The organism is Chitinolyticbacter albus, from assembly GCF_024437655.1.
GTDB lineage: Bacteria > Pseudomonadota > Gammaproteobacteria > Burkholderiales > Chitinibacteraceae > Chitinolyticbacter > Chitinolyticbacter albus.
Genome location: NZ_JANBVF010000019.1, coordinates 36045 through 48500 on the forward strand (window position 1 = coordinate 36045; position 12456 = coordinate 48500).

Annotated in this window: 12 protein-coding genes; 9 read left to right on the forward strand and 3 right to left on the reverse strand. The window is 63.3% G+C overall.

Going from position 1 to position 12456, the window contains the following annotated elements:
• Positions 1 to 59: 59 nt before the first annotated feature.
• From NLI84_RS12730 to NLI84_RS12755, 6 genes are all read left to right on the forward strand, one after another.
• Positions 60 to 689, forward strand: a complete 630-nt coding sequence (locus NLI84_RS12730; RefSeq protein ID WP_255990728.1) for a GGDEF domain-containing protein — start codon at positions 60 to 62, stop codon at positions 687 to 689.
• Positions 690 to 846: 157 nt separating this feature from the next.
• Positions 847 to 1404 (forward strand): GNAT family N-acetyltransferase, encoded by a 558-nt coding sequence (locus NLI84_RS12735; RefSeq protein WP_255990729.1) that lies wholly within the window; start codon positions 847 to 849, stop codon positions 1402 to 1404.
• 151 nt (positions 1405 to 1555) lie between these two features.
• Positions 1556 to 1864: a hypothetical protein gene (locus NLI84_RS12740; protein WP_255990730.1), complete on the forward strand. Its 309-nt coding sequence runs from the start codon at positions 1556 to 1558 to the stop codon at positions 1862 to 1864.
• 85 nt (positions 1865 to 1949) lie between these two features.
• A complete protein-coding gene (gene argC / locus NLI84_RS12745) occupies positions 1950 to 2891 on the forward strand; it encodes an N-acetyl-gamma-glutamyl-phosphate reductase (protein ID WP_255990737.1) in 942 nt (313 codons plus the stop codon).
• Between the two features lie 291 nt (positions 2892 to 3182).
• Positions 3183 to 4601 carry a DUF2867 domain-containing protein gene (locus NLI84_RS12750; protein ID WP_255990738.1) on the forward strand — a complete coding sequence of 473 codons (1419 nt, stop codon included), beginning with the start codon at positions 3183 to 3185 and terminating at the stop codon, positions 4599 to 4601.
• A gap of 32 nt (positions 4602 to 4633) precedes the next feature.
• Entirely contained in the window at positions 4634 to 5074 is a 441-nt protein-coding gene (locus NLI84_RS12755) for a GNAT family N-acetyltransferase (RefSeq protein WP_255990741.1), read from the forward strand.
• A gap of 33 nt (positions 5075 to 5107) precedes the next feature.
• Here NLI84_RS12755 and NLI84_RS12760 read toward each other — a convergent pair whose 3' ends face one another.
• Positions 5108 to 5524: a MaoC family dehydratase gene (locus tag NLI84_RS12760; RefSeq protein ID WP_255990743.1), complete on the reverse strand. Its 417-nt coding sequence runs from the start codon at positions 5522 to 5524 to the stop codon at positions 5108 to 5110.
• Between the two features lie 312 nt (positions 5525 to 5836).
• Here NLI84_RS12760 and NLI84_RS12765 point away from each other — a divergent pair, with 312 nt between their 5' ends.
• On the forward strand, positions 5837 to 6556 hold the full coding sequence (locus tag NLI84_RS12765) for a glyoxalase superfamily protein (RefSeq protein WP_255990744.1): 720 nt from the start codon (positions 5837 to 5839) through the stop codon (positions 6554 to 6556).
• On the opposite strand, the gene NLI84_RS12770 is transcribed toward NLI84_RS12765, so the two are convergent.
• Positions 6543 to 6860, reverse strand: a complete 318-nt coding sequence (locus tag NLI84_RS12770; RefSeq protein WP_255990745.1) for an antibiotic biosynthesis monooxygenase family protein — start codon at positions 6858 to 6860, stop codon at positions 6543 to 6545. The genes NLI84_RS12765 and NLI84_RS12770 overlap by 14 nt on opposite strands.
• A 214-nt stretch (positions 6861 to 7074) precedes the next feature.
• Positions 7075 to 9420, reverse strand: a complete 2346-nt coding sequence (gene metE, locus NLI84_RS12775; RefSeq protein ID WP_255990747.1) for a 5-methyltetrahydropteroyltriglutamate--homocysteine S-methyltransferase — start codon at positions 9418 to 9420, stop codon at positions 7075 to 7077.
• A 97-nt stretch (positions 9421 to 9517) separates the two neighbouring features.
• On the opposite strand from metE, the gene NLI84_RS12780 reads away from it, so the two are divergent.
• The gene (locus NLI84_RS12780; protein WP_255990748.1) at positions 9518 to 10441 is read left to right on the forward strand and encodes a LysR family transcriptional regulator; all 924 of its coding nucleotides are present in this window, start codon (positions 9518 to 9520) and stop codon (positions 10439 to 10441) included.
• Between the two features lie 339 nt (positions 10442 to 10780).
• Positions 10781 to 12394 carry a flagellin N-terminal helical domain-containing protein gene (locus NLI84_RS12785; RefSeq protein ID WP_255990750.1) on the forward strand — a complete coding sequence of 538 codons (1614 nt, stop codon included), beginning with the start codon at positions 10781 to 10783 and terminating at the stop codon, positions 12392 to 12394.
• The last annotated feature ends 62 nt before the right edge of the window (positions 12395 to 12456 follow it).

The window sequence follows — 12456 nt, forward strand, 5'->3', positions numbered from 1 at the left end:
GCTGGCAATTGTAGAAACGCCGACTGGCTGAAAGCCAGTCTACGGCCCAGGAGATGAAAATGGAAACCACCAAGCAACAAAATACACGGTTGCGCCTACGGGTGCACCAGCTGGAGGAACTGCTGCACACTGTACAGTACGATGCTCACCACGATCACCTGACAGGTCTGGCAAACAGAGCGCTATTGCTAGACCGGCTCGGTGTTGCGATCGCAATGGCGGATCGGCTGCATCATCTGGTTGGCATACTGGCCATTGACCTCGATGGCTTCAAACTGGTCAACGACGAGATGGGGCATCAGGCGGGTGACCAGATTCTCCAGATCGTATCTACGCGCCTTGTCATGTGCGTGCGCGTTACGGATACGGTAGCGCGCATGGGCGGAGATGAATTCGTCATCGTCTTGCCCAATACGAGTGGCAGAACCCTTGCTATTGTCCGCGACAAGATTAACCGATCTCTCACCCAGCCTTATCTGCTGAATAAACGCGAAGTCGTTTTAGGCGCCAGTATCGGTAAATTCATACAGAGCGAATTACCGTCGTTGCCTGAGGATATGTTGGCAGAGGCAGACGACGACATGTATCGGACCAAGCAGCTACGCCGCCACGCCAAGGAATTGCCGGAAATGTGGAGAGACATCGCGGCTACCGGGCTCTATGCCCCAGCTGGCGTTACCCCACATTAACCCGCCGGATTAACTTACCCGAACAACAGAGACCGGCATGGATGGTTGCCACATGAAATGCGACGTCTAGGGCGCCAGCGCTAGCTCAACCGCATTCGCCTGGACTGCCCCGACTTCCGTTGGCAACATGGCCCCATACCGAAACGTCTCGTCCTGCGTGAAGCTGCCCACCAGGGTGCATCTGGCCCAAACGTTCTGCGTCGCATCACAAATGCAAGTTCAACTCGCCTCAGACATACATCATCAATCGCTCGTCGAACTCCTGCTGGAGCTGCACGGCTATTACAACGAGAAATCGAGCGTCTCCGAGGATATGGCGCGCGCCTATCTGGTTGATACCTTGCTGGCGCCGGATTCGCCGTTGCAACTGGTGGTCGCGAGCAGAGGTGGAGGAATCGTGCTTGGATTCGCCGCGATTTCATACACCTACTCGCTGGTTGACCTCGCACCCGATCGGCGCCGGCAGTGCTGGCTTAAAGAGCTGTATGTGAGGTCCGCCGAGAGAGGCACCGGAGTGGGCAGGGCCCTCATGGTGTGGGTGGCCCGGCATGCGCTCGCCCACGGATGCAGCAGAATCGACTGGCCGGTCAAGGCATCGAATGTGCGAGGAATGGCCTTTTACGAGCGCCTGGGCGCGGCACGGGTCGAGGATAGGTTGAGCTATCGGCTTGCCGAGCCGTGCCTCGGTCATCTCGCGGCGGAATATACAATGTGACTTCCAAGCCCCGTCGGGCGTACATGCGGCGCCGACCGGTGTCGGCCCGCCGCTTGGACACAAGCCGCCATACCGAACGCCCGCCGTGTGCCGCTTTAATGCGGGTTGCAACACCGGGCAAATCATGGTCGTTCACATAGGAGTGCCGTTTTTGACCATCCTCGTATTCATCCTCTTTGGCCTGCTGTGTGCATTCAGCGTGCTGTACGCACTCGGCGCCCCGGTTGCGCGCCAGGAGCGTCTCATTGCGGATGCCCGGGTGTATGAGGCCTTTCTTCAGCCCGATGCCTTGCTCGGCTTGACGATCGAACAGCTCGAAGCGATCGCCGGGCCGTGCGAGCAGCGGGATTACTGGGATTACGGCGATGTGTCCGCCACCTGGCGGGCAAGCCAGGTGCAGTACGACGTCTGGTTCAGCAAGGGCCACTGCGCCAAGATCACGCGCAGCATCAAGGACTGATGACTGACGTTTTGTCACGCCGCCGACGTTGATGCGACGCGGCATCTGACGCTAAGCTCGTGGGTTCGCGAATCAGGAGAACAAGATGGCCAGCCTGCCCAAGATTTTCATCGACGGTGAACACGGAACCACCGGTCTGCAGATTGTCGAGCGCCTTGCCGGGCGCACCGATCTGCAACTCTTGAGCCTACCCGTCGAGCTGCGCCGTTCGGTCGAGCACCGCAAGGCGCTGCTGAACGAGGCCGACGTGGTCATCCTCTGCCTGCCGGATGATGCCGCGATCGAATCGGTCGCCATGATCACGAACCCAGCCGTGTGCGTGATCGACGCCTCCACCGCCCACCGCGTCGATCCGGCCTGGGTCTACGGTTTTCCCGAGCTCGCCGCCGACCAGCGCGCCAAGATCCGCGCCAGCACCCGCATCGCCAATCCCGGTTGTTATGCCACCGGCGCCATCGCGCTGCTGCGCCCGCTGATAGCGCGCGGCCTGCTTTCTAGCGACACCGCGCTCAACATCATCGGCGTTTCCGGCTACACCGGCGGCGGCAAGGCGCTGATCGAGGTGCACGAGAACCCCGAAGCCGAACCATTCGCCTTCTACGCGCTGGGCCTGTCGCACAAGCACCTGCCGGAAATCCAGCATTGCACCGGCCTTGCCACCAAGCCGGTATTCCTGCCCAGCGTCGGCCACTTCCCCACTGGCATGCTGGTGGCGATTCCGCTGCACGCGTCGCAACTGAATGGCTCGGCCGAGGATGCCGCCAAGGCACTGGCGGACTGGTACGCCGGCGAGCGTTTTGTGACCGTGGCTCCCCTCAACAGCCAGGACGTGCTGGAGCGCGATGCCTTCCTGCGTGCCGATACACTCTCGAATACCAATCAGCTGCAGATCCTGCCCTACTCCAGCAAGAGCGGCGGCGAGCTGGTGCTGATCGCCCGCCTGGACAACCTGGGCAAGGGCGCTTCCGGCGCGGCGGTGCAGAACCTCAACATTCTGCTTGGCCAGGACGAGGCGATCGGGCTGTAAGAGCAGCTAACAAAACCCTTAAGCGTCGCCGCACCCACTTGCCGTACGCCTTGTACTGTCTGCGACCGAAGGAAGTCCGGTTCATTGCCGTTCAGGACATTTCGCGCGTCAGCCAGAACCGCTGCGCTGGGTTTTGTTTGCCGCTCTAAACCACCCACTCCGGCAGCAAGAACAAAGCCCGGCGTTGCCGGGCTTTGTTTTGTGCAGCAGCTGCGCCCCAACGCTTGTGTGCCTGAGCCGATCACGCCAATATCCGCTCATGCTTTTGTCCTATGCCGGAGGATGCCCACCATGCTGGAGTTGAAAAGAGTCACGCGAACCTTCCCTTCGGTCAGTATTGCGTCGCAATCAGGCGGGCTGCCGGTGGAAGTCGCGCTGATCACTCAGCTGGGCCACGGCGCAGGCGATCACATCTACCAGGGCGCCATCGCCCGGCAACAGGCGCACACCGAGTTCGTCGACGAGCTCGAGGAGCCTTCAGCCAAACTGGCAGGCACCGACTTCACCAAGGGCGACGCCACCTCGCTCTACTCGTTCGCCGTCGGCCCCAATGGCCACCCCTTCCATCGCCACGCCGGGCACCGGGTATTCACCGCCATTTCCGGCAGCGGCGGCGCACAGCTGCGCTTCAGCACCGCCTCACCGCAAGAGATCGCTGCCCATCCCCAACATTTCTTCGATTGCCTGCACTTCGTCAACATTCCGCCGGACTGCCTGTTCACGGTTCGCTTCGGTGGCGAAACCTGGCACCAGTTCTGGCCGCTGGCGCATAACAAACTGCATCCCACTTTTTTTGCGCTGTCCTGCCATACCGACGAACTGGGCGGCAATCTATCGCCCGAGTTGCGGCAACAGGTGCTGGCCAACCAGGCCACCATCCCGGCACTGACCGAGCTGCTGCCAACCACGGTCATGGCGCTGCTGGAACAGACCCCGCTGGAGCGGCGCACCGTGAATACCACGGCGCTGTCGCTGGATGCACCCCCCGGATCGCTGCAGGCGCTGCTCTGCCAGGCCGCGCGCTGCAGTACCGGCCTGCTGCGCGGCGCCTGGGGCCGCTGGCGCGGCGCACAGGGTTATCTCGCCGACAATCGGCCGCGCCCCCAAGTGATGGCGCTGGGCCAGCCTCCCCACGGCTCACTGCTGCTGACACAATTGCAGGCGCATACGCTGCATCATGAGGACACGTTTTGCCTGGTGCTGGTCGACCGGAATCTGGTCCGGCTGGGGCCAGCGGCCCTGCTCAGCAAGCTGCTGCAAGGCTTCCTCGACAACCCTCCGGCTGGCGTCGGGCGGATGATGGCGCTACGCAATGTGCTGGTCCGACCGATGGGTCTGCGCACGTCGCCGTTGGGCTGCCCGGTATCGTCGCTGCTCTCCAAGGATTGCAGTCTGTTGTTCGACCAGCGCTTCCCGGTACTGGACCAGGCCGTGTCGTCCAACCAGGCACAGGTGGTGCTCGGCGCCGACGACAAGCACCTGCTGTTCCGCTCCTGCGTCGGCGTATCCATCATCGGCGACGATCAGGTTTGCTTCACGCTCGGCACCCGTGTGCATTGCAAGAACCTGTTCGGACGCTTTTACATGGCCGCGATCAACAGGGTGCATCGCAGTTACATCACGCCAACCATGCTGCAACTGGCGGTGGAGCACCTGAGCGGTATGCCCGACCAATTCATCGCACCCCTGCCGTTGCAAACTCAAAGCTAAGCTACGACGCGGCCCACTCCTTTCGCGCACTCATGTCCTTTCTATCGCTCAACCCTGACAACATCGTCAACTACGCCGCGCTCTATTGCGCCGTCTTCAACGCACCGCCCTGGCACGACGGCTGGAGCGAAACCGCCGCGCGCGAGCGGTTGCTGCACTTCTCCCGCTTCCCGCGCTTTGCCGGGCTGGCGCTGCACGATGGCGATACCCCGATCGCGCTCGCCTTCGGCTGGGGCGAGCGCTGGATAGCTCACTGGAGTTTTCACCTGAAGGAGCTCTGCGTGGCACCGCAGTTGCAGGGACAAGGCCACGGGCAGCAGCTGCTGGCCGAGTTCGAGCGCCAGCTCGCCGAGGCGGGCTATGGCGAAACCTTTTTGCTCACCGGCGCTACCGTGCCGGCGCGTGCCTTCTACGAGCGCAACGGCTACCGGGCACAGGATCAGGTGGTGATGGGCAAGCCACTGCCGGCCTGAGCGGGCGACTCACGCCCGACCAGGACGGCAGCTTCAATCATGCCTGGGCACCCAGATCAGCGCTTCGCCATCGAGCACCGGCTCGCCGCGTACCGAGCAGACAGTCTTGATCCGCACCCGCTGCTTCTCCGGGAATAGCTCGATCACTTCGGCGGTCGCGCTCACCGTCTCGCCGATATGCACCGGCTTCAAAAAGCGCAGGCTTTGCGACATGTAGATGCAGCCGGGGCCCGGCAGCTTCATGCCGATCACCGAAGACAGCATGCTGGCGGTGAGCATGCCGTGCACCACCCGCGCACCGAAGCGCGTTTCGGCCGCGAACTCGGCATCGATGTGCATCGGGTTGTTGTCGCCGGTTAGGCCGGCGAACAGCACGACATCGGTCTCGGTCAAGGTCTTGCGGTATTCGGCGGTCAGGCCGATCGTCAGTTCTTCAAAAGAATAAGGCATGAAAGGCTCCGTTCTGGATCGCCTTCCGAGCATATGCTGCAATGCAGCAACTAGCTACCTTCCCTTCCTGACCTCGATCAAACTTGAGCCCGGCAAGTGCCAAAAATAGTTACGGTAATCCGGCTCGACGACTAGCGCTTGAATCCGGACCCCTTCCTCGCCACAATGTGCGCAGGCCCGTGCAGCCTGCCGCTTGCGCCCGTCCGGGATGGTGAATGCACGCACACTTCACACTCCGATCCGTTGCCCCGCGAACGTTTCGGTAATGCAAGCACCGACCGTACGACGTTCGCTCCTGCATAGGATCTTGCCATGCGTACTTTTCGCGACGCCAAATTACTGGCGAAGTCGCTGCGCGCCGGCCTTGCGCGCAAAGCCATTGAACTCAGCCACGGTGAATGCCTGGACCTCGTCGCCCAGCAATTCGAATGCGACAACTGGAACGTGCTGTCTGCCAAAATCGAGGCCGAAAGCCAGCCCGATGCGCGGCAGACGCTGCCCATCCCGCAAGGCTGGGTCCGGGCCGGCTCACGCCCTGATCTTTACCTGATGGGGCTCGACACCGCCGTGCGCCATCACGATCGCCCGACTGCCGTGATCCGCTGCGTGCTGCGCGAGGAAGCCGCCCGCATCTACGACAAAGACCCCGGCTTCGGCACGTTGATGCAGACCATCAAGGCGCAGCCCTACCGTGGCCAACGCTTGCGATTGCGCGCTGCGCTGCGCACCGAGGCGGCGCGGTCCGTGCAAATGTGGTTGCGCATCGACAGCAAGTTCACCCGGGGCATCCGCTTCGACAACATGGACAACCGGCCGCTGCGTGGCAGCCACGAATGGACCACGGTGGACATCGTGCTGCAGGTGCCGGAGGAGGCCGAACAAGTCAGCTATGGCTTCTTCGTCACTGGCACCGGCGCTGCCTGGGCCAGCGGTTTCGCACTGGAAGTGGTGGACCGCGATGTTGAGGAAACCGGCAGCGCTGCGGTACAAGTGCTCGAAGTGCCGACCAACCTCGACTTCAGTCTTGCCTGAGTAGCAACGAAGTGCCGCCATTCCAGCGGCGGCACGCACCGAAGAAGCTATTGCACTGCGGCTCGCACAGCGCCATCAGCACCTGCGCGAGCCGCGTCTCTATGAAGGCGGCGAGGCTTGCCCGGCAGCCCGCTTCGTCGTGCCAGTGGATCAGGTCGATGCCGTCCCGCCCTGCGCGGAACAGCTGGTAGCCGGCAAAGCCGGGTTGCGCCCGTAGCCAGGCGATCATCTCATCGATCAGCGCTTCGAAATGGTCGACCTCGGTTGCGGCAAGCAAGCGGAACTGCACGATCTGGCTGAACATCAGGCCTCCAGTCATCAACAGAAAAGGAAAACCCGGCATCGCCGGGTTTTCTTCGATTTGCTGCTTGGAGCGGCTGACAAAACCCAGCGCAGCGGTTCTGGCTGACGCGCGAAACGTCCTGAACGGCGATGAACCGGACTTCCCTCTGTCGCAGACAGTACAAGGTGTACGCCAAGTGAGCGCGACGTAGCCAGAAGGGTTTTGTCAGCCGCGCTTAGTGGCAGCTGCAGGCGCCGCTGCCATGCACCGGTGTGTAGACCTGCGCCGCCGCGACCACCAGCTTGCGGCCCTCGGCCAACGCGGCGCGTGCTTCGCGGGTGGCGGCCAGCATGTTGGTAAGCGCCGCCTCGGTTTCCGGCCAGCCGCGGGTCTTCAGGCCGCAATCCGGGTTGATCCACAGACGCTCCGCCGGCACCACGTCCAGCGCCTTGGCGATCAGCCGCAGCATCTCGGCCACCGGCGGCACGCGCGGGCTGTGGATGTCGTACACACCCGGGCCGATCTCGTTCGGATAGTGGAAGGTACCAAAGGCTTCGAGCAGTTCCATGTCCGAGCGGCTGGTCTCGATGGTGATCACGTCGGCGTCCATCGCAGCGATTGCCGGCAAGATGTCGTTGAACTCCGAATAGCACATGTGGGTGTGGATCTGCGTGCTGTCGACCACGCCCGATGCCGACACGCGGAAGGCACGGCCCGCCCATTCCAGATAGGCATCCCAGTCGCCGCGCTTGAGCGGTAGGCCTTCGCGGAACGCTGGTTCGTCGATCTGGATGACCTTGATGCCCGCCTGTTCCAGCTCAACCACCTCGTCGCGGATCGCCAACGCGATCTGCAGGCAGGTCTGCTCGCGCGGCTGGTCATCTCGCACGAACGACCACTGCAGGATGGTCACCGGGCCGGTCAGCATGCCCTTCATCGGCTTGGTGGTGAGCGATTGCGCGTAGCGGCTCCACGCCACCGTCATCGCCTTCGGGCGCGATACATCGCCGAAGATGATGGGCGGCTTCACGCAGCGGCTGCCGTAGCTCTGCACCCAGCCGAAGCGGGTGAAGGTGAAGCCGGCCAGTTGCTCGCCGAAGTACTCGACCATGTCGTTGCGCTCGGCTTCGCCATGCACTGGCACGTCCAGCCCCAGCGCCTCCTGCTGCTCGACCACCAGCCGAATCTCGGTCTGCATTGCGGCGATGTAGTCGGCCTCGGGCAATTCGCCGCGCTTGAAGGCGGCACGGGCGGTGCGGATTTCCTTCGTTTGCGGGAAGGAGCCGATGGTGGTGGTCGGCAGCGGCGGCAGCTTGAGCCAGGCATGCTGCTGCTCGGCACGTTGCGGATAGGCGCTGGCGCGTTGTGCGTCGTCGGACGTCAACGCGGCGACGCGGGCCTTCACCGCCAAGTTGTGGATGCGGCGCGAAGTCAGCCGGCTCTTGACGACGACATCGCTGGCGGCGAGCTGCGCGGCCACAGCGGCGCGCCCCTGCTCCAGCGCGGTCTTGAGCAGCGCCACTTCGCCGAGCTTCTGCTTGGCGAAGGCCAGCCACGACTTGAGTTCGCCATCGAGCGCGTCCTCAGAGTCCAGGTCGACCGGGCTGTGCAGCAAGGAGCAGCTCGAGGCCACCCACAGCCGCTCGCCGAGCCGCGCCTGGGCCGCTTCCAGCGTGACCAGCTTGGTGGAAAGATCGGCCGCCCAGATGTTGCGACCGTCGATCACGCCGGCGGACAGGATCTTATCCTGCGGCCATAGCGCGAGCAGCGCATCGAGCTGTTCGGGCGCGCGCACCAGATCGATATGCACCCCCGCCACCGGCAGCTGGGCCAGCAACTCGGCATGCGTGGCCACGCTGTCGAAATAGGTGGCAAGCAGCAGCTTCACGCCACCTTGTGCCAGCTCGCGATACACCGGCTCGAACGCAGCAAGCCAGGTCGGTTCCAGCGCCAGGCCGAGGATGGGCTCGTCGATTTGCAGCCAGTCGACGCCCAGCGCGGCCAGCTTGGCCAGGATGCGGCGATAGGCCGGCAATACGCGACCGATCAGGCCGAGCTTATCGAGGCTGGGCGACTTGGCCTTGGCGAGATGCAGGAAGGATAGCGGCCCGAGCAGCACCGGCTTAACCTTGTGGCCCTGGGCCAGCGCTTCCTGCACCTCATGGAAGAACCAGTCCACGCCGCCGTCGAAGCGGGTGTGGTCATCCAGCTCCGGCACGAGGTAGTGGTAGTTGGTATCGAACCACTTGGTCATTTCCAGCGCCGGCTGGCCGGCGTTGCCGCGTGCCAGTTCGAAGTACTGCTTCAGCGTGAGCGTACCGGCGTCGAAACCGAAGCGGCTGGGCAAGGCGCCTAGCAGCGCAGCGGTACCCAGCACCTGGTCGTACCAGGCGAAATCACCGACGCTGACAAAGTCGAGCCCGGCGTTCTTCTGCCATTGCCAGTGGCGGCGGCGCAGCGTGCTGCCGACGGCAGCAAGCTCGGTCTCGGCGATCTCGCCACGCCAGTATGCCTCCACGGCAAGCTTCAGCTCGCGCTGGCCACCGATGCGCGGGAAGCCCAGTACATGAGCAATAGTCATTGCAATCTCCATATTCCATGAATGTGTTTTGCATCATCCGCATCGAACACATATGATTCAAACTCATTCTTTTCACGATCAGCATGAGAGATATTCAATGCAATCATTGCTGGAACTGCGCCATCTGAAAACACTGCTCGCCATCCGCGAGGCGGGCAGCCTGACCCGTGCCGCGGAACGCCTGTATCTGACGCAATCGGCGCTGTCGCACCAGATCCGGCTACTGGAGGAGCACTACGGCTTGCCGCTGTTCGTGCGCAAACAGCCACTCAAGCTCTCGCCCGCCGGGGAAAAGCTGGTGCAGCTCGCCAGCGAGGTGCTGCCACGCGTAGCAGCCAGCGAGCGCGACATCGCCAAGCTGCGCGAGGGCGAGGCCGGCAGCCTGCGCATTGCCGTGGAATGCCACACCTGCTTCGACTGGCTGATGCCGGCGATGGACACCTTTCGCGAGCGCTGGCCGGAGGTGGAGCTCGACATTGTCTCCGGCTTTCATGCCGACCCGGTCGGGCTGATCTTCGAAGACCGTGCCGATCTCGCCATCGTGTCCGAGCGCGAGGACGAAGCGCGTATCGCCCATTTCCCGCTGTTCGCCTACGACATGGTCGCCCTCGTCGCCCGCGATCATCCGCTGGCCGACAAGCCGGTGCTGGAAGCCACCGACTTCGCCGACGAGACGCTGATCACCTACCCGGTGCCGGACGACATGCTGGATCTGGTGCGCAAGGTGCTGCGTCCTGCCGGCGTGAACCCGAAGCGCCGCACCACCGAGTTGACGGTGGCCATGCTGCAGCTGGTGGCCAGCCGCCGTGGCATCGCCGCACTACCGCGCTGGAGCGTGCAGCACTATCTGGAGCGCGGCTACATCGTCGCCAAGCCGATCACCACCGCGGGGCTCACTTCCGAGCTCTACGCCGCCGTGCCGCAAGAACGCGCCGACACCGCCTACCTCACCGAGTTCGTCGCGATCACCCGCGAAGTGAGCCTCGCCAGCCTGCCCGGCATCCAGCTGATCACCGTGTGAGGCACTGCCGCAAGCCATGGCGGCAACGGCAAGTTTTGCCGCCCGTCTCATCCGCTTGCCGTATCGCCCGGTGGCGACTCGCTGATTTGCGCCCGGCTTAGGACGTTGCTTTCACACGATCAGCCCGGCTGATCGACTGCCAAGGCAGGCTGGGCGCGCATTTGCCGCTCTGCCTGCTTGCAGCACCGACGCTCATCGTCGGGCCCGTAAGCTCCTGGCATGGCTTTTGCATGACCTCTCGCGCAATGGGCGGCCCGCATGGCGTGGCTGCCGAATCGGGCACGGCGCGTGGCGTCGGCCGACAGACGGACCGTCGCTGGCCCGCCAAGGAGAACCGTGATGCAAGTCATCAACACCAACATTCCATCGCTGAATGCGCAACGCAACCTCGACAAGAGCCAGGGTGACCTGAATCAATCGCTGCAGCGCCTGTCATCCGGCTTGCGTATCAACAGCGCCAAAGACGATGCCGCAGGGCTTGCGATCTCGGAGCGCATGACCAGCCAGATCCGCGGCTCCACCCAGGCGCAGCGCAATGCCAATGACGGCATCTCGCTGGCGCAGACCGGCGAAGGCGCACTGGCCCAGATGGGCGATATCCTGCAGCGCATTCGCGAATTGGCGGTGCAATCGGGCAACGCCACCAACTCGGCGGGCGATCGCGAAGCGATCAACGCCGAAGTCAGCCAGCTCACCAGCGAGCTGGAGCGTTTCGCCCAGACCACGCAGTTCAACGGCCAGAAGCTGTTCGACGGCACTTTCACCGCTGCCGTCTACCAGATCGGTGCCAACACCAACGAGACCATACTCGCCACCACCACCAATCTGCGTACCAACCAGTACGGCAGCTATCAGATCGGCGCAGGCAATGGCACCGGTGCCAAGACCATCAGCAATGTGCTGACCTCGGGCAGCACCTTCGCGCCTGGCGCCAGTGGCATCGTGAACGCAGCGGGGGTCGCCGTTGCCGCCTCGGGCACCTTCAGCATCAACGGCATTTCGATCTCGGTCGACGACACCGACATGGCACGCGAGATCGCCGCCAAGATCAACCAGGCCGGCACCGGCGTGAAAGCCAGCGCCCGCACCGAGACCGTGGTGTCGATGGGCAGCGGCACCTTCTCGCTGGCACTCGCCTCCAAGAGCAGCACCTTCCAGTCGGTGACGTTCAATGTCGACGACAGCAACAACAACGGCAGCATCGATGCCGACGAATACGCGCAGGCGGTTTCCGCGTTCAATTCCAAATCGTCGCAGACCGGCGTGACCGCGCAGGTGGAAACCTTCACCGACACCACCGGCACCACGCGCTATGGCGTGAAGCTGGTGGCCGAGGACGGCTCCAATATCGCGCTGAGCTCGGCCAGTGGCATCGCCAGCGGCATCGGCGGCTCGATGGAGGTCTGGAACTACGACACGGCGTCGTCGAGCGGGCTCTCACAGCGCCTGGCCAGCGGTGTCGTCTTTAGCGCCGGAAGTACCGGTTCGGCCTACTTCGCTGGCCAGGTCGTGCTGAACGCAGCGGAATCGTATTCGATCACCACCGACACGGCGGCCTTCACGTCCGGCGTGTTCTTCACCGCAGTGGATGGCACCTCGGTGTTCGGGTCGGGCATGTCCTTCCAGGCCGATCTCAAGACCGTGGAAACGCTGGATGTATCGACGGTGGAAAATGCCACCCAGGCGCTACGCATCGTCGATGACGCGCTGACCGCGATCAACGACCAGCGCGCCAAGTTCGGTGCCCTGCAAAGCCGCTTCTCCGCGACCATCGCCAACCTCGCGACGACGACCGAGAACCTCTCGGCCGCCCGTAGCCGGATACGCGATACGGACTTCGCCGCCGAGACCGCCAACCTCACGCGGGGCCAGATCCTGCAACAGGCGGGCACCGCGATGCTGGCACAGGCCAACCAACTACCTCAGCAAGTACTGAGCCTGCTGCAAGGCTGATCTCACGCACCAACGCAGCAAGGGGCGGCCACTCGGCCGCCCCTTTTTCATTGAATGCCGCA

What these genes read in the sequence shown, in the direction of transcription:
- NLI84_RS12780 (WP_255990748.1), top strand. Translation starts at nt 9,518, where the DNA reads ATGCAATCATTGCTGGAACTGCGCCATCTGAAAACACTGCTCGCCATC.
- metE (WP_255990747.1), bottom strand. Translation starts at nt 9,420, where the DNA reads ATGACTATTGCTCATGTACTGGGCTTCCCGCGCATCGGTGGCCAGCGC.
- NLI84_RS12755 (WP_255990741.1), top strand. Translation starts at nt 4,634, where the DNA reads ATGTCCTTTCTATCGCTCAACCCTGACAACATCGTCAACTACGCCGCG.
- NLI84_RS12730 (WP_255990728.1), top strand. Translation starts at nt 60, where the DNA reads ATGGAAACCACCAAGCAACAAAATACACGGTTGCGCCTACGGGTGCAC.
- NLI84_RS12765 (WP_255990744.1), top strand. Translation starts at nt 5,837, where the DNA reads ATGCGTACTTTTCGCGACGCCAAATTACTGGCGAAGTCGCTGCGCGCC.
- argC (WP_255990737.1), top strand. Translation starts at nt 1,950, where the DNA reads ATGGCCAGCCTGCCCAAGATTTTCATCGACGGTGAACACGGAACCACC.
- NLI84_RS12770 (WP_255990745.1), bottom strand. Translation starts at nt 6,860, where the DNA reads ATGTTCAGCCAGATCGTGCAGTTCCGCTTGCTTGCCGCAACCGAGGTC.
- NLI84_RS12785 (WP_255990750.1), top strand. Translation starts at nt 10,781, where the DNA reads ATGCAAGTCATCAACACCAACATTCCATCGCTGAATGCGCAACGCAAC.
- NLI84_RS12750 (WP_255990738.1), top strand. Translation starts at nt 3,183, where the DNA reads ATGCTGGAGTTGAAAAGAGTCACGCGAACCTTCCCTTCGGTCAGTATT.
- NLI84_RS12760 (WP_255990743.1), bottom strand. Translation starts at nt 5,524, where the DNA reads ATGCCTTATTCTTTTGAAGAACTGACGATCGGCCTGACCGCCGAATAC.